Annotated in this window: 24 protein-coding genes, 2 tRNA genes and 1 rRNA gene; 3 read left to right on the top strand and 24 right to left on the bottom strand. The window is 47.4% G+C overall.

Features of this window, described 5'->3' with window-relative positions; translation table 11 throughout:
• Positions 1 to 4: 4 nt before the first annotated feature.
• The 23 genes from HCR03_RS04590 to HCR03_RS04485 all read right to left on the bottom strand — a co-directional run bounded on the left by HCR03_RS04590 (position 5) and on the right by HCR03_RS04485 (position 15,542).
• Positions 5 to 832 carry a type II secretion system F family protein gene (locus tag HCR03_RS04590; RefSeq protein WP_187036857.1) on the bottom strand — a complete coding sequence of 276 codons (828 nt, stop codon included), beginning with the start codon at positions 830 to 832 and terminating at the stop codon, positions 5 to 7.
• A gap of 119 nt (positions 833 to 951) precedes the next feature.
• Positions 952 to 2,310, bottom strand: coding sequence for an ATPase, T2SS/T4P/T4SS family (locus HCR03_RS04585; protein ID WP_187036856.1), 1,359 nt, complete (start codon positions 2,308 to 2,310; stop codon positions 952 to 954).
• A complete protein-coding gene (locus HCR03_RS04580; RefSeq protein WP_187036854.1) occupies positions 2,243 to 3,043 on the bottom strand; it encodes a ParA family protein in 801 nt (266 codons plus the stop codon). Before HCR03_RS04580 ends, HCR03_RS04585 begins: the two co-directional genes overlap by 68 nt.
• Position 3,044: 1 nt before the next feature.
• Positions 3,045 to 3,827 carry a Flp pilus assembly protein CpaB gene (cpaB, locus tag HCR03_RS04575; protein WP_187036852.1) on the bottom strand — a complete coding sequence of 261 codons (783 nt, stop codon included), beginning with the start codon at positions 3,825 to 3,827 and terminating at the stop codon, positions 3,045 to 3,047.
• Positions 3,824 to 4,339: a prepilin peptidase gene (locus tag HCR03_RS04570; protein WP_187036850.1), complete on the bottom strand. Its 516-nt coding sequence runs from the start codon at positions 4,337 to 4,339 to the stop codon at positions 3,824 to 3,826. Before HCR03_RS04570 ends, cpaB begins: the two co-directional genes overlap by 4 nt.
• Positions 4,336 to 4,581 carry a hypothetical protein gene (locus tag HCR03_RS04565; RefSeq protein ID WP_187036848.1) on the bottom strand — a complete coding sequence of 82 codons (246 nt, stop codon included), beginning with the start codon at positions 4,579 to 4,581 and terminating at the stop codon, positions 4,336 to 4,338. The genes HCR03_RS04570 and HCR03_RS04565 overlap by 4 nt, the downstream gene beginning before the upstream one ends.
• Before the next feature lie 48 nt (positions 4,582 to 4,629).
• Entirely contained in the window at positions 4,630 to 4,818 is a 189-nt protein-coding gene (locus tag HCR03_RS04560; RefSeq protein WP_187036846.1) for a hypothetical protein, read from the bottom strand.
• 203 nt (positions 4,819 to 5,021) lie between these two features.
• Complete coding sequence (locus HCR03_RS04555) at positions 5,022 to 5,276, bottom strand: septation protein SpoVG family protein (protein WP_187036844.1); 255 nt, start codon at positions 5,274 to 5,276, stop codon at positions 5,022 to 5,024.
• Between the two features lie 30 nt (positions 5,277 to 5,306).
• Positions 5,307 to 5,612, bottom strand: a complete 306-nt coding sequence (locus HCR03_RS04550; protein WP_187036842.1) for a hypothetical protein — start codon at positions 5,610 to 5,612, stop codon at positions 5,307 to 5,309.
• A gap of 91 nt (positions 5,613 to 5,703) precedes the next feature.
• Complete coding sequence (locus HCR03_RS04545) at positions 5,704 to 6,327, bottom strand: BAR domain-containing protein (protein ID WP_187036840.1); 624 nt, start codon at positions 6,325 to 6,327, stop codon at positions 5,704 to 5,706.
• On the bottom strand, positions 6,324 to 6,884 hold the full coding sequence (locus HCR03_RS04540; RefSeq protein ID WP_187036838.1) for a hypothetical protein: 561 nt from the start codon (positions 6,882 to 6,884) through the stop codon (positions 6,324 to 6,326). The genes HCR03_RS04545 and HCR03_RS04540 overlap by 4 nt, the downstream gene beginning before the upstream one ends.
• Positions 6,885 to 7,747: 863 nt before the next feature.
• The gene (locus HCR03_RS20485; RefSeq protein ID WP_187036836.1) at positions 7,748 to 7,873 is read right to left on the bottom strand and encodes a hypothetical protein; all 126 of its coding nucleotides are present in this window, start codon (positions 7,871 to 7,873) and stop codon (positions 7,748 to 7,750) included.
• Positions 7,874 to 8,014: 141 nt separating this feature from the next.
• Complete coding sequence (locus HCR03_RS04530; RefSeq protein ID WP_187036834.1) at positions 8,015 to 8,398, bottom strand: hypothetical protein; 384 nt, start codon at positions 8,396 to 8,398, stop codon at positions 8,015 to 8,017.
• A gap of 39 nt (positions 8,399 to 8,437) precedes the next feature.
• Positions 8,438 to 9,700, bottom strand: coding sequence for a hypothetical protein (locus tag HCR03_RS04525; RefSeq protein WP_330601111.1), 1,263 nt, complete (start codon positions 9,698 to 9,700; stop codon positions 8,438 to 8,440).
• Positions 9,701 to 10,253: 553 nt separating this feature from the next.
• Positions 10,254 to 10,856, bottom strand: a complete 603-nt coding sequence (locus tag HCR03_RS04520) for a DUF6550 family protein (RefSeq protein WP_187036830.1) — start codon at positions 10,854 to 10,856, stop codon at positions 10,254 to 10,256.
• An 84-nt stretch (positions 10,857 to 10,940) separates the two neighbouring features.
• Positions 10,941 to 11,063 (bottom strand): hypothetical protein, encoded by a 123-nt coding sequence (locus HCR03_RS20045; protein WP_267459218.1) that lies wholly within the window; start codon positions 11,061 to 11,063, stop codon positions 10,941 to 10,943.
• Positions 11,064 to 11,271: 208 nt separating this feature from the next.
• On the bottom strand, positions 11,272 to 11,700 hold the full coding sequence (locus HCR03_RS04515; protein WP_187036828.1) for a hypothetical protein: 429 nt from the start codon (positions 11,698 to 11,700) through the stop codon (positions 11,272 to 11,274).
• A gap of 75 nt (positions 11,701 to 11,775) precedes the next feature.
• Complete coding sequence (locus tag HCR03_RS04510; protein ID WP_187036826.1) at positions 11,776 to 12,150, bottom strand: ParB/RepB/Spo0J family partition protein; 375 nt, start codon at positions 12,148 to 12,150, stop codon at positions 11,776 to 11,778.
• Between the two features lie 76 nt (positions 12,151 to 12,226).
• Positions 12,227 to 12,403 carry a hypothetical protein gene (locus tag HCR03_RS04505; RefSeq protein ID WP_187036824.1) on the bottom strand — a complete coding sequence of 59 codons (177 nt, stop codon included), beginning with the start codon at positions 12,401 to 12,403 and terminating at the stop codon, positions 12,227 to 12,229.
• A gap of 284 nt (positions 12,404 to 12,687) precedes the next feature.
• Entirely contained in the window at positions 12,688 to 12,903 is a 216-nt protein-coding gene (locus tag HCR03_RS04500; RefSeq protein ID WP_187036823.1) for a hypothetical protein, read from the bottom strand.
• Position 12,904: 1 nt separating this feature from the next.
• On the bottom strand, positions 12,905 to 13,825 hold the full coding sequence (locus HCR03_RS04495; RefSeq protein WP_187036821.1) for a ParB/RepB/Spo0J family partition protein: 921 nt from the start codon (positions 13,823 to 13,825) through the stop codon (positions 12,905 to 12,907).
• Positions 13,822 to 14,601, bottom strand: a complete 780-nt coding sequence (locus HCR03_RS04490) for a ParA family protein (RefSeq protein ID WP_187036819.1) — start codon at positions 14,599 to 14,601, stop codon at positions 13,822 to 13,824. Before HCR03_RS04490 ends, HCR03_RS04495 begins: the two co-directional genes overlap by 4 nt.
• A 170-nt stretch (positions 14,602 to 14,771) precedes the next feature.
• Positions 14,772 to 15,542 (bottom strand): hypothetical protein, encoded by a 771-nt coding sequence (locus tag HCR03_RS04485; protein ID WP_187036817.1) that lies wholly within the window; start codon positions 15,540 to 15,542, stop codon positions 14,772 to 14,774.
• 345 nt (positions 15,543 to 15,887) lie between these two features.
• On the opposite strand from HCR03_RS04485, the gene HCR03_RS04480 reads away from it, so the two are divergent.
• The 3 genes from HCR03_RS04480 to HCR03_RS04470 all read left to right on the top strand — a co-directional run bounded on the left by HCR03_RS04480 (position 15,888) and on the right by HCR03_RS04470 (position 16,190).
• A tRNA-Glu gene (locus HCR03_RS04480) sits at positions 15,888 to 15,962 on the top strand.
• Between the two features lie 27 nt (positions 15,963 to 15,989).
• Positions 15,990 to 16,105 (top strand): 5S ribosomal RNA (gene rrf, locus HCR03_RS04475).
• Between the two features lie 9 nt (positions 16,106 to 16,114).
• Positions 16,115 to 16,190: transfer RNA gene (locus HCR03_RS04470), tRNA-Asn, on the top strand.
• Positions 16,191 to 16,502: 312 nt separating this feature from the next.
• On the opposite strand, the gene HCR03_RS04465 is transcribed toward HCR03_RS04470, so the two are convergent.
• The gene (locus HCR03_RS04465; protein ID WP_187036815.1) at positions 16,503 to 18,062 is read right to left on the bottom strand and encodes an acyl CoA:acetate/3-ketoacid CoA transferase; all 1,560 of its coding nucleotides are present in this window, start codon (positions 18,060 to 18,062) and stop codon (positions 16,503 to 16,505) included.
• Positions 18,063 to 18,112 lie beyond the last annotated feature (50 nt).

Genomic DNA, 18,112 nt, shown 5'->3' with positions numbered 1-18,112 from the left:
GGGATCACCTCCGGAATTCAATTGGACGGGTTTGGCGGATCACACGGATCAGCGCGAAGAAAAAGACCGCGGCGTCGACCGCCAGAATGATCTGACCGGCCTGGGTATGCATCAAAAGATTGCCCCAGTCGGCGTTTAAGGCATAGAGCAGAACCGGGACGGAAAACAGCGCGAGCGCCATGATCAGCCAGTTGCGGAACGGTTCGTACAGTTTCAGATTCAGATCGCCGGCAACGGTGCGCATCTCGCTGAATTTGCGGACAATCGGCGTCAGAGTGCTTTTCTGCGTCCGGTCACGCTGGCAAAGGATGACCTCGTCGACCCATTCGCGGAACACATCGCTGTCGATTTTGCCTTTCATTTGTTCCAACGCCAGGACAACGTTCGCGTTGACGGAGGTTACGTTACCGACAAACTCCTGAAAGACTTCTTTTACCGGAGAGCGGCAGGAATCCAACGACTCCTGAATGGCAGAAACGATGTCCTCCGTGCGGATATATTCCGCCGTAACAATCGACAGCGCCGTTTCCAGTTCCGCGTTGAGTTTCTTTTTATAGCCGAAGGACGAGAGCAGGATATAAAGAAACGGAATCAGTGCAAACCCGACGGCCAGCACCGGCATCATGTAGGCGTTTCCCATCAGGGAAGCGACGAAAATCCCCGCGATCAGAAACGCCAGAGACAGGGTGCAGAGCGAGGCAAATTTGGCGCTGCGGTTCGTGACCGCAAGAATTGTCTTAGCGTCTATGACCAGGTTCTGAATGCTGTGGAAAACCTTTCGGATTCCCTTCGGCTTTTTAGCCGGGTGGCTTTGCAGAATCTTACGCTTCATAGAAACTTTTCTTTTGGGAAACAGACCGGGAAGAGACGAAATCAGCTCCAGGGGAGATAATCGCGCAAACAAGAGGACTCCTGCGGACAGAAGCAGAAACGCGATAAAGTAAAGGGCAGTCAAGCGACGTCACCTCCGACCATGGTTTGCAGCAGATCTTCCGGAATGCCGTTGTCTCTGAGCTTTTGCTGAAGGCGGCCGGAAAGAGTTTCGACTCGCTCAAAACAACCGTCGACAACGGTTTTGCCGTTTTGTATTCTATTTTGGATTGTCCGGAACCGGTAAAGCGTGTGCATGATCCGCATCCCGTTCTCCGTCACTTCACACTCACAGATTTCCGTGATGCGCCGCACGTTGTCCTCCATCTTCCGGATGAAAAAGGTAATCGGGAAGGCTTTGGCAATCGACAGCTTTAAAAGTTCTCCGCTCAACGTCCCCTTCAGGCTGCACAAATCAAGCAGCCGGTCGTAGATTTCCTCGCAGCTGTCGGCGTGAACCGTACTGATGACCGCATGTCCGGTTCGGGCGGCTTCCTGGGTTTCAAACGCTTCGCTGCCCTTCATTTCGGCCATGCAGATATAATCCGGGTCGAAGGTCAGCCCCTGTTCAAGCAGCATCTGTTCCGTGACACATTGTTTCGGATCGTCGCTGTCGCGCGTAACCGTGTGGATGACGTTATTCAGGACGTGACCGTTTTCATCACGGATTACCAGATCGAATTCACGGGTTGTGTTTTCAATGGTATAAATCCGTTTACGGTTCGGCAGGGTGGAAAGAATCCAGCTCATGAGGGTCGTCTTTCCGGTTCCGGTCGCTCCGGCCAGACACATGGAGGCTCCGTAGCGGTACAGCGTGGAGAGGGTGTCAAGCATTTCTTCCGTTGCCGTTCCATTTCCGATAAAATCAGCCTCACCGAGATGTTCCGGGTTGATATACCGGATGGAAACGGAAATTCCCGCCTCGAAGTCGATGACGGGACGTCCGATTACCGTGGCTCTTATCTTGTTGTTTAAATGTCCGCGCACCAGGGGACGCGCTTCATCGAGAACGATGCCTGACTGCCGGAGCAGACGCCGGATGACATCCTCCGCGTGCTGCGGGGAAAGAAACTGCTGTTTCGAACGCTCGACTCTTCCGTCGCAGTAAGAGATTTTTGTGTCGTCCCACCGGTTGATGTTGATTTCCTCCCAGTCGGTATGAGAACCGTTTAAAAGCGGCGTTAGAAACGAATATTCCGCCATTTCCTCATAGAGGCGTAACGGAAGTTCTTCAAGGGTCATTTCCTGTACGGACAGGTTCTGATCCGCCAGAAATTTTCTCAGATAGGAAAGCATTTTCTCTTTCTTCTGCGGGCTGTTCTTTTCTCCGAGCAGCTTCGAATAGTTTTGAGACATATATTGCTGCGCCTGTTCAAGCAGTTCCGGAAACGTCACCGACCGCCGGTTTTCCGCGCCGTACAATTCCATGCTCCGGCTCATGCACCATCACCTCCATAACAAGTTTTCTAATTCCCGTTTCGTATTGGCGGGCCGTCTTTCCGAATACGGCTTCCAGCAGTTCTCCCCGGTCGTACTGATCTTTGAGTTCCGGTACATGCGGCAATGTGTAGGCAATTTTGCCGACGACTTCACGGGCCGGGTCAACATCCTGAGATGAAAGCACATTGTTGAGAATGTTGGTTTGTTCTCCGTACCGGTAACCGGAGTCGCGCAGCAGGAGCGGTGCGGCCGACTGAAAATAGACCAGGCTTTTCGGGTCGGCGTTCAGAACCTTAAACGTGACGTCCGCCTGTTTCAGCGCGGCGGCGGTCAGAACATTGTCGAGGTTTGAAGAGCAGTCGATCAGGACAAAGTCGGCCAGGCCGCGAAGATGGGAAAACAGTTCGGATGCCCGCTGCAGGGTGTACTCCGGATAAGACAAGACATTTTCGCCCAGACGGTATCCGAGCAGGCTGATGTATTGGTTTTTTACATATTGGACACAGTGCCGCAGCGCTTCAATCTGGGAGAGCTGGTCCGCTGCCAGCGCGTCGCCCAGGGACGGCAGCTCCGAAGTGGACGGCAGGAGCAGAGGAAGCAGCGGCGTCTGATCGTCGCAGCCGACGACAATGACATTCTTTTTGAGATTTGCAAGGGCCTTCGCGATCTTGATCGTGGTCAGGGTAGTGCCGCTTCCGGGACTGCCCCAGACGGCGGCTGTTTTGATTGCCATGTTATTTGCCTCCTGTCACGGTGCTTGGTGCCGCCGGAGTAGTATTGCCGGTTTTATCCTGCGTCAGAGAATCAAGATACTGGTCCTCAAGGTCAAGAAACTTCTTTGAGTTAGATTCGGAGCCCCGGTAGACCAGGGCGGCGTGGAGCTTCCCGTTATTTTCATAGTCGACGAGTTTATCAGCTTGAACGGGGGAAACGAGAACCGTCAGGGTGGACGGCATCTCATCATTGGATTTATCGTCTTTTTTCTGTTCGTCGGTGTTGTCGATGCCTTTATCTGTGGTCGCCGCCAACAGCTTGACGTATTGCAGCTCCGTCGGCATCAGGGTATCTTTCATGCCCCCGTAATCGGCAACGTATAACTGGATGACGTCGCCGCTTTCCAGCTTGCCGGACAGCCCCGCCGCAAAGCTCTTGATCGAGACCGAAACAGCTTGCTTTTTTCCGTCCAGACTGGATAAGCCGATGTCAGGAGCATCTTCCGATACTTTTGAGGATAAAATGTAGTCGCCCGGCTGCAAGGATGCCGTCGCGTATTTCCCGATAACTCCGGAATCTGATTTAAGGACGTTGTCCGGCAGGTTATATCCCCCGACTTTAACGTTCTCAACCATGTCTTTTGTTAACTTTGTTCCTTTGGATATATTTTTTGTGACGCGGACGATGGATACTTCTTTGCCCGCGGCTGCGTTGATGGATGGCGCTGCGACGAAGCAGATGACAAGAGCCAGGACGATTGCCAGAGAGGCGAGAAACGTCCTGTTTCGGAATAGTTTTTTCATATGGTAATACCTCCAGTTGGAATGAACAGATACGCAAGAAAGCACCCTGTGCCAAGCCAGGGTGCCATTGCGTAAGACTTCTTTTCACAATGTTTTCGGCGGAGAATCGGATAAGCCAGAAAAAACAGCGCTTCGCCGATCAGCGCACCGCCGAGGACGCCGAACGGACCCAGAACAAATCCGGCTGCCGCCATGAGCTTCACGTCCCCGCCGCCGAGCCCGCCGTTTGTTGCGCGGGAGACGATCAAAAACAGGAGAGACGCTGAAAAAAAGCCTTCCAAAGCGGAAACCGGTTGAAAATGAATCAGACCGGACGCCAGAACCGGCAGCAGGAACGCATTCGGAATTTCATGCGTCAGGCCGTCTTTGATTCCGATTGCAATGAGGGAAACGGCAAAAAGAAAGCCTTTGGCAATCAAATAAGGATCGTCAAAGGTGTGAAACAGGGCGGCGACGGAAGCAGCCGACAGAGTCAGAGAAATCAGAAACAGGTATTTGGGTTTAACGATCATAGGTTAAAAAGGCCTTTGATCTTGTCTCCGAGCAAGGACATCAATTCAGGGCCGTATCCTTTTGCCCATACGACCGCAAGGCCGACCACGACAACGGCTAGAATGGCCAACCCGGCGGTGGAGGTGTTTTGGTCCCCCCGACTTTCTGCCAGGATCGACGAAATGGATTTAGTCTTTACCTTGGCGCGGCTGGCAAGGGCGATTGCTTTTTCCTTTGCGTAACGAGATATTTTGTTTTTCACTTTTGGTACCTCCATAATTATTTTTTGTATTTTTCGATCGGTTTTGTTTTAACTGGAATCGTCAGGCACGATGTTCTTTTTGAGACAGCTCCTGTCCAAAATCAGCCGGATTTGAGTGCCGTTATCGGCGGTCAGGCAAGTGATAATGAGTCGCTCGTCCGGGTCGGCATAACCGGTCATGCGGGAAGCGCACCGAGCGGCTTCCATCAGCTCATCTGCGGTTACGATGAGATCCATTTTTTCACGCTCCATATCTGAATTCGGCGGATGCGTTTTCCTGAAACTTTCCGCAGGCCATACCCAATGCGGGGCATTTCTTTTTTCGATTTGTTCTTAGACAATATTCATTCTTCCAGCTTTGGCACATTCGGCAGTGTTTTCCGAATACTTTGCCGTAGCAAAGGCACATCTCTTCATTCGCGTACATGGCATTCCTTCCTTTAAGCTCCTTTTTGAATGATTTTCTGATGGTATTGCTGAAAAATCGCTTCTTCAATCTGCTTGCTGAATTCACGGATACGCGGGACAACGACGGATTGGTTATCCCGGTTTTGGGGATAATGCAGGCAGAGACGATTCTTTCCCTGAATGACTAAAATGTCGTCAATCGTAAGGATATTCTCAAACGTAACGCTGGCGATTGCCTTTAAACGGCTGCTCTCAATTAGCCTGATTCCGATGTGTGTGATTTCCATTTGCGATCCTCCTAATGTCTTGATTGAAGTTTATACCGTGAGCAGGGTAAGCTCCTGTCCCCGCAGAAAATCAATCAGTGCGCTTTGCCAATATGCGTTTACGTTTCGAACATTCCTCATTGACTTGCCTTTCATGTGATCTAAGAATCCCTGAATCTTTTCTGTATCAACATTTTCTATGTATGGCCTAAGAGCTGCACGATCCTGAATGAAACCGCCGATACGGGTTGTGGGTGATTGCAGCATATTGGTCATGCAGTCGATTAGAACATTGATTCCCGTAAGATCATCCGGGTAGTTGTCTTCAAAATACCCGTAATCAATTTGTTCTTTCAACCTCTCACGAATAACGTCGGTCTGTCCGTCTTCCGTAGACTGACTGACAGACTTTAAAGTCTTATAGTCCTGAGTCTTATGGTCCTGAGTATTATTTATATCCCCCCCCGTTTGGCACCGGGTGCGCTTCGCATGGGGTGCCGTTCGCATAGGGTGCGAAATGGGGGGGATGGGGAATTTCCATTTTGTATGGATCATCACTAAAATCGGCATCCCCCCCGTTTTGGGGGATATGCCGATTTTCAGGTTTCCCGGAGTCATTATCCGTATGGGGTGCGGCAGCATGATCTGCTGATGAAAAATCTGTTTCGCATACCTCCTTTTTGGGGGTATGCGGAGCTGTTTCCCCATTGGAATCCTTTGAAGGTGCGACTTCACCATGTTTGTTCAATGTCAGGAATGCCGGACTGGAACCGTCGGCTTCATCCAGCAGTTCATATTCATAGACAAATTGGTCTTTCTCGCCCGTTGGACTCCGATGAATCTTCAGATACCCGCAGTCTTTCAATTCTTTCCAGGCGCTGTCAAAGGCTTTTTCTCCCTCCAGGCAAAGATCTCGCAATTTGCTTTTGCCCAAGGTTATATTGGGCATTGTTATGTAACTTTGAATTAAAGCATATAACCCCTTAGCTTTGAGCGACAGGCGTTTATCCTTTAGGGCACTGTTCGATACTGCCGCGAAGTTTGTTTTTCTGCGAAAGGTTCCACTTTTCATTTTTTCTCATCCTCTTTTTTCTGATTTTCACGAACTTCAAATTCAACGAAATAGAATTGCTTATGATGGTTTGACTGATATGGGCATTGGCAGGGGAGATAAATACGTTTCAGCAAAGGTAATATATTCTTCCGGTATGCTTGTTCCTTCCGGATAATCTGGATACCTGAACATTGCCTCAGCTCGCGGACAATCAAGGCTTGCGTAACGGTTCGATAGCGGCCGCAGGGCAGATTGTTTAGAAGTTGATACATATCTTTTTCGTATGTCTCTTTTGTACTTGATGTTCCGTTTTTTACTGATTGAAAAAGATAAAGAGGGGCGTAAAAAGGATATTTCATAGCGACAATATAGCTGTTCAGTCTGTTTCGCTTTGTTTTTAGATCGAAGGCAAGGCCGAACAACGCGGTTACAAAACAGATCAGAGCAAAAAGGGGCTCTCCGGTTAAAATGAATAACAGGAGAGCCAAAAAGCAACTTATTAAAATTCTTGTCCTGATCGGATCCATCATAGAGTGGTACTTGATGAGGCGACGCCAGTTAAGCAGGTGTTTCATTGCAGCCCTCCGATTCATAAAATTTTTTCCTGAGTAAAGGACAGAAAATAAGGGATTAGACTTAACTGTTCTTTTGTATAATTCGATACCGCCAATACGTCATAAAAAAGTCAACCCCGAAAATCAGCCGTCATTTCAAAATAGCTGTTTTTCGGGGCTGAAAATTCATTTGTAAAAAACACAAGATGTTGTGATTTGATCAGAAAATTATGATCTCCGTTTTTCTCCGTTGTTCTTTGAATTTCTCTTGCTGAAGCCGTCCATACTCTATTCACAGAATGTATTCAGAATTTTCAAAAGACTTTCACTGTCCTGTCACAATCTTCCGGTATTCTATAATTGTTCCAAGTGAAAAGAAGTGCGCTGCATTAGGCCGGTGGTATGGACGGAATACCGGACCACAGGCCCGCAGACAAATTACAAGCGCCTCACGTGAGGTTTTTATATATACTTTTTCATAATACTTCCTCCCCTCTAAAATGCCGCCTTGTCAGGGCGGCATTTTTATCGAAAGATGTCCTGCGATTTATTAACTGAATCATTGTATTTATTGCTCACGATGATATACTGGAAGAAATACAATAAGGGAGGCGTTGGCCAATGCCGCGTGGAAAAAAGAAAACAGCTCTTGAAACTTTCAATGAGCAAATCTAAAAGATTGATGCCCAAATTTCAACTCAACAGGATAAGCTCAATGAACTCAAGGCTCAGAAGAAACACCTGTTGGAGCAGAGAAAGAAATCTGAGGTTGAAATGCTCTATCAAAAGATTCAGGAAAGCGGAAAGTCTATTGACGAAGTTTTCGAGATGTTCAAGCAGGAATAACAGTGGCCGTCCCGTTTGGGGCGGCCATTTTCATATGTTCAATTATGGTTTAACTGCTGGTATAGCGTATCTAAAGACATTCCAAGTACTGCTGCAATGTCACCGATCAGCATAAAACCCGGATTTTTATTATCGCCGGTTTCGATCCCGTGAATTGTCGACACGGCGTGCCCGCTTCTTCGGGCCAGCTCGGATTCGGAAAGATGTCCTTAATATTTGTCGAATTTTATCTCCTAACATCTGTAAATTCTTTTCGATGTGATGTGTGGTAAGATTTGAATAGACCAGAAGAGGAATATCAAATTTCATCGATCATATATAAAGAAAGCGGTCTGGTGAGCTGGAGCCTGATAGTAATCTCCTACCTTGACTTCATTAAAAGTCGTTTTATCAACATCAATAGTTGCGGTTTCCCATTTTTTTGCTGATGAGTCATATTTTCTTATTTCGATCTGCCATTCATCAGGATAATATTTAGAAGAATAACTGAAGAGAAACCAAGAATTTTCCGAATGTGCTGCTGTGAATTCCTTACTACTGACAGTACCTTCAGTGGATGAGGTAATGCCGATTGAATCCTGATAATCTTTTGCTGATTTATTAAAAAATGCAGGCAGAACTATCGTTATTATCGTAATAGACAAAACAAAAGTTAAGAGAGCGCTTAGTATACCTTTAATAATAATCACCGCCTTTAAAATGCTTGTCTAGTGTAATCCAAATATAGCTTAATCCACCGGCATCGGCGCTTCGTGCCAATCGTCATAAACGTTCCCATCGATGGTTACATCGTCCGTCAGCTTCGCGGAGAGCATCCCGGCCGGAGTCCAGGCATCCTCTAAAACCGTGTAAGCCGTGTATTTTCCGTCCGGATACCAGAGCGGCGTGAAGTGAACCCGGCGGTTATAGGTCGAGTAAATATTCTTTTGAAACGCAAAAGTGGCGGACAGCCCGTCCGTCATTCGGTCGAGAACCCGCCAGTATGTAGAATATGCGAATTCGGGAAAATACGTTACAGCCGTTTGAGCGCCGGTCACATTCGAAGATGACGCCGATGTCCCCATAGCACTGTCAATGCTGATTTTTACGCCGTAGCCGGAGCGCATGGTTTTGCCGTGTCTGGTAGGGTCCTTATCATCCGGTTCAAGGTCCATGTCCGCGGATAGGGAAGCGTGGTAGGTGGTACGGTCGTATTCCCAATACCCGGCGTCGACCCATTTTCCGTGATCAACCCATTTGCCTCCGGAGGGCCAGTCGGGATGACTTTCCCACTTCCAGTTTTCCTCCCATTCCCAAACGGGAACCCAGTCCGCGCTCCATACGCTCCATGTGTTGGACGAGCTGGTCAGCTCCGCCGGAACGTCTGGAACCATAAAGCTGTCGTTCCTGTCTTTGGCGGTTGGATCGGGCGGGGTACTTTCCGTCATGTTTGCAATGTTGGCCGTAATCCTGTTTTCGCTCAAGGAGCCTTTGTTTGTGGAAACGGTGATATTAACCGTTTGCGGGGTGGAGGGGGTATGCCATTTGACCCATACAAGCTGACTGTCGCCCTCCGGGATCACAATCCCTGTGCGGGTATAAGAGCTGCCGAGAATATGAAACGTCACCTGTGCGGGGCTGTCCGGGTCGATCTCAGAACCGGCGTCAAGCGTAACGGAGGTAATGACATCGGTGTTGGTGCGATAGGTCGCGTCGTAATTATTATTGACAGGCTCCGGATCCGGGCTGTCTTTGAATTTTACGATACCAAGGCCGAGGGAAGATATAATCGTGGAATCTGGCTGCGCCCGGGTAGTTGAACCCTCGTAAGCCGGATACCCCATGTCCGATTTGTCAAGATACATGGACAGAGGAAGATTCTGATGGGTCAGGGAAACCATCTTGCTGCGCAGGCCGCCGCCCAGTTTTTGATCATCCTTTGCAGCTTCAGTAGCAGTCATTGCGTACTTTTTTCCTTCAAAGGTGAAGTAGGCGATCGGCTCCAAAAGCAACTTATATTCTCCGTTAGTAAGTTTTTCATAAGTAGTTCCAATAATTGTAGCGAGACTTTTTATTACCTGTCGATCTGTAAAATAGCTACGAATTGCTTCTATATTTGTATTGCCTCCGCCATCACTAATAATTTTAGGTAATGGTTCTGATGGATTTGTGAACGTGTAATTCGTTGCTGTTAAAATAAATGACGTTCCGTTTCGGTAGTGGAGTTTGCTTTTTTTTCCAAAATGAAGCTCAACGTTGCTTTCATCTTTGTTAGTGAGATCCACAGGAACAGAGACAGGTTTGTTATCGCTGGCACGTACCACCGTAACTCGCACACCCTCTTGTCCGGTGTGCCAGATGTTTTGAGCGGTTCCACTGCCCATATCACCTCCGCCGTTATCGATATTGCCTTCCCCGTCCCCAGCAAAAGCTGGAATAGAAGCGCAGGAGATCAGCAGAGCAGCACAGAGAAGCATAGAAAATAGTCGCTTCATTTTTCACCCTCCGGATACAAAAAGGACACAGCTTGTGTTTGCAAACTGTGCCCTCAAATGTTATTGAATTTTAATCCATGATCCCAACTTTTACTCCGTCTTCATACATATCACTAGCTGTTGAACCTGTTCCACCTCCAGTACCGTCTACCCATCCCCATCCATTAACATATGTTTTACCATTGCTTTTTTCTCCATTTGTTGGGCTGCTGCTCACGGTACTAGGCTTAGACGAGCTGGGCCTTGATGTTATGGTTGGCTTACTGGTATAGGTTGGCTTGTGGCTTTTATCGGTGAGCACCGAATTGGTCGGCTGACTGCCGTTTACGCTGTCACCCTCGACAACCGGCTTCGGCGGTTTCGATGTGGGCTTTGAGCTGGTCGTTAACGGTTCGCTGCGGGAGCTCTCCTTTTGCGGGTCAAATGCGGAGTTGGTTCCGGTTGTTTCGGACACGGTATGAGAGATACTGTCTTCCGAGTTGATGCCCGCAATGGAAATCTCCGGAGCGTCGGACGATGAAACTGCACTGGAGCTGGAGATTTCCCTGTCTGTCGTTTGTACTTGAGCGTTTGCGTTATTCAAAACAACGGCCAATACGCCGCCGCAAATCAGGAATATCCCCGTAACCAGGGCAATCTTTGTTGCTTTCGGCGTTAGGGCAATCTTTTTCATAATTTTTCCTCCATTCATAAAATAAGACTTTTGGAAATGATTGTCAAGTTGCTTTAATGTAAAGTTAATATACTCATTTCTTTATCATAACTCCATCCGGAACAGACGCTTATCGCAGTGCAGACAGTAAGCGTATTTGCCACCGGAGTATTGGAGTAAATCATACATTTCTCCGTTGTCGGTTTCGCTGCCGTCGAAATTATACATGTACTTAATGCTTCCGTGCGCCTGCTCTTTGGTGTAATAGCCATCCTCTGACCCGCATTAGTTTTATATACTTATTTTTTTGCTCTAATGATACGAATAAAGCTTATTATTATGCTTGTAATAATCATTGTTATAGCAAATACTATTACATCTTTCAATACTACAACCTCCTAAATATTACTTGAGTAAGTCGGACAAAATGTCCGACCTAATCGGACTGCTGAAAATAGTCATTGAGACTTTCCAAAATAAACTCTCTGATATCGGCTTTTGACGATTCTTCAAAATCAAAGTCACATCCTAAATCCTTTAAATCGTCTATCTTGATTGAGACAGATACCGGTGATACTGCTTTCTTTTCCAATTTTTGTTCTTTGGGTTCGTCCTCGCTCTCACATGGAAAGAATAGATGATCCAGTTCTATGATGGAAACTGGGCACAATTTACGAATCAATCCCGCTTGATTGACGCTGACTTCTAGTTGCGGATGATTTAACAGATAAGAAGAAACCATTTCTAAATCAGCGTGTAAAAGATATGCCAGTTCCACACCAACCATAACAGGAAGCCGCCCATCATCGACCATATTCAAAAGTCCCGGAGTCAATTTTGTGAGTTTAATATAGCGCTGAATCATTTTGACATTCTCCGAATTTTGTTCCGCGACGGCTGCGGCGGTTTTACGCTGTCCTTTCGCTTCGTAGCTTTCCTTTTAGAGTTTATACGCGAATGCTTTTTCGGATGGAAGCAGTTCCTGTCTCTGGTTGAGGTTGCTGTTAACCAAAATCAGGTTAGCAGTAGGATCGTCGCACTCTATTACAATACAAGATACTTTTACTCCCGCAATCTGACAGGCTTTCTTTCGGTTTCGGCCCGCTAGAATGATATATTTTTCATCTTTTTTTCTGACAGTACAAGGGCTGATTTGTCCATTTGCCTTAATGTCTTCCGCGAGTTCAGCCAGCCGCTCCGATGAATATGGCCGGAACGGCTGGTCTTTGATAACAGCAGCCAGTATTGCCAATACGCCAAGAATTAAAGTTATAATTTGTGCTAAATCCATAATATAGCCCCAATCTGTTCCCATCCTTTCCCTCCATTCTATCACAGCTTTTTCTTTGTTAAATGAAAAGGAGCACCGCAGCGCTCCTTGACAGATTTGATTAATCGGAAAATTCCTTTCTCCGTTCCTCCGCCTCTTCCCGGTCAACCTCAGCTTCGCGTTCTTCCTGTGTCATGCCGCCGAACACTTCCCAGTCGGATTCCAAACCGGTTGGCTCATATTCCGGAACAATTGCACCGATCTGGTCGATCCCATAAGGCCCAAGTTCTTTTTTCACAATAAGCACCTTCTTTTTTTTATTATATCACGAAATATCACAAAATTCAGACATGCCGGATTAAGAAACGGATAAATTTTCTTGCAAATCATACCGGATGCAGCGATTGAAAGCGCGGTATGGAAACCAGCAGCCGCCCACTTGCTCATAAACCGTCCATCCCCGAATGTTTGAATGCTGTTTTGCGAACCGCCGGGCCTTTTGCATCATTTGGCTGATTTCTGAATTCTGGAAAGGCCCGATTTGATCCGTGTATTTATTTTGCAGATTATAGAATCGAATCATCAGCAAGATATTCCACCAGCCTTGTTTGGAAAGATGATCTTGCCGTCCAGCGATTCAAAAATCCGATAGTCATCTGAATCACAAATGACAACGCGATGCTGCAGCGGAACCTGGATCGCAAGATAGGACTCTACCGCGAAAATGCCTTTTAAGTGAACGGGGAAGGAATAGGTTTCATCCCCCATAAAGCAATATCCTAAGAATTCTTCTTCCATTTTATTGCCCTCCTGACAGTTTCCAGTTTTGCAGGAGTTTCAGTATTACATCTTCCATTTGAGCTGGCGTGTAATCGACAGGAAAGTATTGCTTCAGCTTTTTTCCCGGCAGCGTAACTTTTATCGGATCGGCCTTACCCTCTGTCATAACGACGTTTATGGTGCTCAGGTCAAGGCTGCCGGATTGGCTCAACTCCTTTAAACGCTTAGCCTGTTTGATGGACGGAGTACAATCGTTTTCCCGCATGACCTCAAGCAACTGGCGTTGTTCATCGCTGTGGAGATAGGAAACCTCAACGGCGGGATTGAATGAGAATTTCTTTTCATCGACCAGCTTCAGTAAGTCTGGAAGAAGCTCCGTCAACCGGATGTATCGCTGAATCTGATTGCGGCTTTGACCAATCTCTTCGGCCATAATCTGATCGGAACGTTTTTGTGTCCCAACTTGGGACACATTGTCCTTTGAGGGACGACCCGCTTGCCTTTTCATGGCATCTAGCTTCATTTTGTAAGAAAAAGCGCGTTCGCTTGGAAGTAAATCTTCTCGCTGAATGTTAGTGTCCACCATTATAATGGTCGCTGCATCGTCATCGTAGCTTTCCACAATAAAGGGCATTGTGGCACAACCGGCTAATTCACTTGCGTGCTTTCTACGATGTCCTGCAATGATTTCATAGCCGCCCTCGTTGCGAAGACGGGCGATACCAGGCATTAGTACGCCGTGTTCCCGAACGCTATCAACCAACTTTTGCATTTCGTCGTCGTCCCGAACCTGAAATGGATGGTTCTTAAATGGGTGGAGTTCGGTAAGGGGAATATCTTGAACTCCATTCATCTTGACCGGCCCTTTATCTATACCAAAAATATCATCAACCGATGCAATGTGAATTTTTCTCGCGGCATCGCTTTTGAGACCGTTCATCCGGTGATAACCTCCTCTGTCAATGCTTCATATGCGCGGGCGACTTTTCCGTGCGGATCGTGAAGGTAGATGCTTTTGCCTTCGGCGCTGGTTTCCGCAGCCCGGACGGATAGGGGAATCATCTGACTGTAGATTTTTATCCTTCCATCATAGGTATCATGAAGTAGTGAAACAATATCTTTTACAAAGTTTGGCCGGGTGTCAACCATTGTCAGGAGGATACCTTCTATTTCTAGCTTCGGATTAATTTGCCGACGTACTTTTGCGATGGTTTTCAAAAGCTGTTCCAAACCTTTTAACGGAAGATACTGCGCTTGTACAGGTATGAGAACCGTGTCAGCGGCTGTCAGAGCGTTGACGGTTACCATCCCGAGGGAAGGCATACAGTCGATCAGGATATAATCGTAGCACTCGCGGATAGTGTCGATATACCGCCTTAAGATTGTTTCGCGGCTCATCATATTGACCAGAGATACTTCAATGCCGGAAAGCTCAATGTTGCCGGGCAGCAAGTCGATTCCCTCATTATGGTGAAGAATTCCCTCGTTCTGAGTGACATTCTCATCGTTCATGAATTTCCCCATAATTGTTGCAAGTGTGTTTTCTATACCGTCCGGGTCACAGTAGCCGAGGCTGTCTGTCAGGCTTCCCTGTGGATCTGCATCGATCAGCAGCACTTTATATCCTTTGCGTCTCAAACCGATGCCTAGATTTGCACAGGTTGTAGTTTTGCCGACGCCGCCCTTTTGATTTACAATTGCCGTTACCTTACACATGCTTTTTTCCTCCACATCCATATACTTACGCACAAATTTACTATTGCTGTTTTGATAAGACTTGGATTCCTCAGAAACTAAAAAATACCTCTTGAAATCATTCAAGAAGCTGTCCAAATCGGCAGGTAAGCCGGTTAACCTTGTTTTTATCATGGTAATCATTCCGGATATTATAGAGACATTTCCGGTCCTTCCTCCATAGCCTCTTCGGGAGAACCCTGTATTTCATGAACTGGGGAAGTAATTTGATTTTCCTCTGATGATACTTCCAATCCGTCTGTACATTTCGCATCATATAGGAATACCTGCTTGTTTACAGGATCTTGCAAGACATAAACCGGAGTGTCATTATAAGCAAGTTTTCCATTACCGATGAATCTCAGACGTGAGTCTTGAGCGGGAATTCCATTGCATATAAAATGCTGTGCAAGTTCTTTATAGTCTGGATTTGCCTTGAAAAAGCCGTCGTATCGATCAAATACAGCGTGGTTGTTCTTCACGATTAGCAGCGTACCAGCTTTAAATCCGATTTGTACCGGAGTTTTTTGATGGAAATGTCCCCAGCAGGAATCCATTGCTTCTCGCTTCAGGCGGCAGAGCTTTGCATCGCCCTGTGGATCTTCCATGCCTTCGCAGAACGCTTCACGATTATTCCAATCCGTGTAAGGTGCGGCATATTCAAGAGTGTCACCGTAAAAATATTCTATCGTACCTTTGGAGCTGTTTTCGTGGGTAACGCATAGAGCAACCATTTTATCAGTGTATTTGCCTTGATGGAAATCTTCCGTGTGTACTTCGATAAGCATCGTTCCGGATGTCATCATGTACCAGGGATAATTCGGATTACCGTTCATATCAGGCGGAGCAAATAAGTCTGCGGTGCTGATACCTAACTCACGCTTAACCAACTCACGGGCTCTTGAAAGTGATAATTTTTTCATTTTATACTCTCCTCTATAAATCTTGGTTACAATGTGGACGGTTTGCAGTCACAAGGTCAAGGACCTTTTTGTTCATTGTCATCCTCCTCTTCGAAAAATGAGTATAAAAAAATAGAACCGGATTAGCCGATCCTATTAATTCGATAAAGCATTATAGAATATTGTTGAACATAAAAATATCAATATTGTATATAAAAATAGTTACTATTACAACGAAAATCTTTCAGGCCACCATACCTCTTAATCAGGGTGTCCCGGGTTCGAATCCCTGATGGTGCACCAAGAGGAAGTCGGAAAGGGGTCAGGGACCCTGACCTCCGTGCCGGCTGAAAAGATGTTGGATATGGCCCGTTGGTCAAGCGGTTAAGACAGCGGCCTCTCACGCCGTTAACGTGGGTTCGATTCCCGCACGGGTCACCAAGTTTGATCATTAAATAGTTGAATATAGTTGGTGTCGATTGCGATGAGGGTACACCCGTTCCCATTCCGAACACGGAAGTTAAGCTCATCTGCGCCGAAGATACTTGGCTGGTAACGGCCCGGGACAATAGGTGGTGCCAACATCTTCATATTCCTCAATAGCTCAGCCGGTAGAGCATGCGGCTGTTAACCGCAGGGTCGTTGGTTCGAGTCCAACTTGGGGAGCCATAATCAGCAGTTCGTGTTAAAGCATGGGCTGCTGTTTTTTTATTTCCGCGCGTCTCTATTAACTGGGCCCCGCACCACCGCAGCCTGTGGCTCAAGAAGGCTGTGAGGGTTTCGCGGCTTAGGTTCTGCCGCCGGCAATCTTCCTTTGAAATTAATTGAATATTAAACCCAAAAGCCGGGGCAGCCATGCCAGAAAATATTGGCTGTCCCGGCTTTTTAGATTGTTTTTCGGTCGTTTTTAATAGTACAAAAATAACAGCATATGCAAGCAAATGCCTATGACAATGTTTCGGTTAAAAAGGCGAGAAATCTTTATTCGCTCAGTCCCATTTTTTCATCTATAAAAATCCGTGCGTCCATCAGATGAAAATCCGGAGAAATGATAGGTCGTACCGGCATGAGCGACAAAATATCATTTTCCACGTCGATGCCCGGCGCGGCCTCGCACAGCATCAAACCGTCTTTGGTCAGGCGGAATACGGCGCGCTCCGTAATATACATAACCGGCTGATTATTTGCGATTGCGGTTTTCGCGCTGAAAGTAATCTGCTCGACCTGCTCGCAGAATTTCATTGACTTTCCTTCTGTGACGATTTTCAGTTTGCCATCGCCGATTTCCGTTTTCAGTCCGGCCGCCGAGAAGGTTCCACAAAAATAAAGCTTTTTTGCGTTCTGCGTAATATCGATAAATCCGCCGCACCCGGGAAGTCTTCCGCTGAATTTCGAGACATTGACGTTGCCGGCGGTATCCCCCTGAGCAAATCCGGCAAAGGCCTGGTCCAGTCCGCCGCCGTCGTAGAAATCAAACATGGAGGGCATTGCAATCATACTTTCCGGATTCAGACTTTCGCCGAAATCGTGCCCGCTCTGCGGATTTCCTCCGAACAGTCCGGATTCCACGGTCAGGGTGAATTTATCGCTGATTCCTTCCTCCACCGCAACGGAAGAGATGAATTCGGGAACGCCGATCCCAAGGTTGACGGTGCTGTCGTTCTCCAGCTCCATGGCGGCGCGGCGCGCGATTGCCTTTTTGCTGTTCAGGGGAGCAGGCGTGAATTCCGACAGGCTCATCCGGTGTTCGCCTGAAAACCCCGGATTGTATTCGGTGCCGAAGTTCTGTGCGCAGTATTTCAGATCGCTTGCCACGACGACATAATCGACCAGGACGCCCGGAATTTCAACCTTCTGGGGGTCTAGCGAACCTGCCTTTACAACTTTCTGCACCTGGACGAACACGGTTCCGCCGGAATTTCGGCAAGCCTGTGCCATTGCGAGGGCCTCCGCTTTAGAACCTTCCCGTTCAAAAGAGATATTTCCATTTTCATCCGCATAGGTACCGCCAATGATGACATAATCGAGAGGGATGCTTTTATAAAAAAGATAATCCTCGCCGTTTACCTGCAGGAGCTGGACAAGATCTTCTTCCTTCTTGGTCATGTCGTTCATTTTTCCGCCGGAAACCCGGGGGTCGACAAAGGTTCCCAGACCAACCTGGGTCAGTTCGCCGGGCTGATGGGCAGCCGTGGTACGGAGCAGATGGCACATGACGCCCTGAGGAAAGTCATAGGCGACCACCTTGTTCTGTACAACCAGTTCCCCAAGTTTGCGGGCCATTCCATAATGGGCCCCGATCATCCGGCGGACCATGCCTTCATGGGCCAGATGCTGGAGGCCACGCTTGTCGTTGTCCCCCTGGGCGGCGCAGAAAACAAGGGTCAGTTGATTCGGCTCGCCGGTTTCCAGGAACCTTTGTTCCAGTTCCATCGCGATTTCTTCGGCAAAGGCAGTGCCCATAAATCCGTTTGACCCAAAGTTAACACCGTTCGGCACCATGGACGCGGCTTCCTTCGCCGTGATAAATTTAACAGCCATATTATCAATTTCCCTCCAAATTGTCATTTCGGTTTAATTGTTAATATTAT

The organism is Caproicibacter fermentans (genome assembly GCF_014303955.1).
Taxonomy (GTDB): Bacteria; Bacillota; Clostridia; order Oscillospirales; family Acutalibacteraceae; genus Caproicibacter; species Caproicibacter fermentans.
The sequence above is the reverse complement of the archived record's forward strand: the minus strand, read 5'-3'. Positions and strand labels throughout refer to the sequence as shown.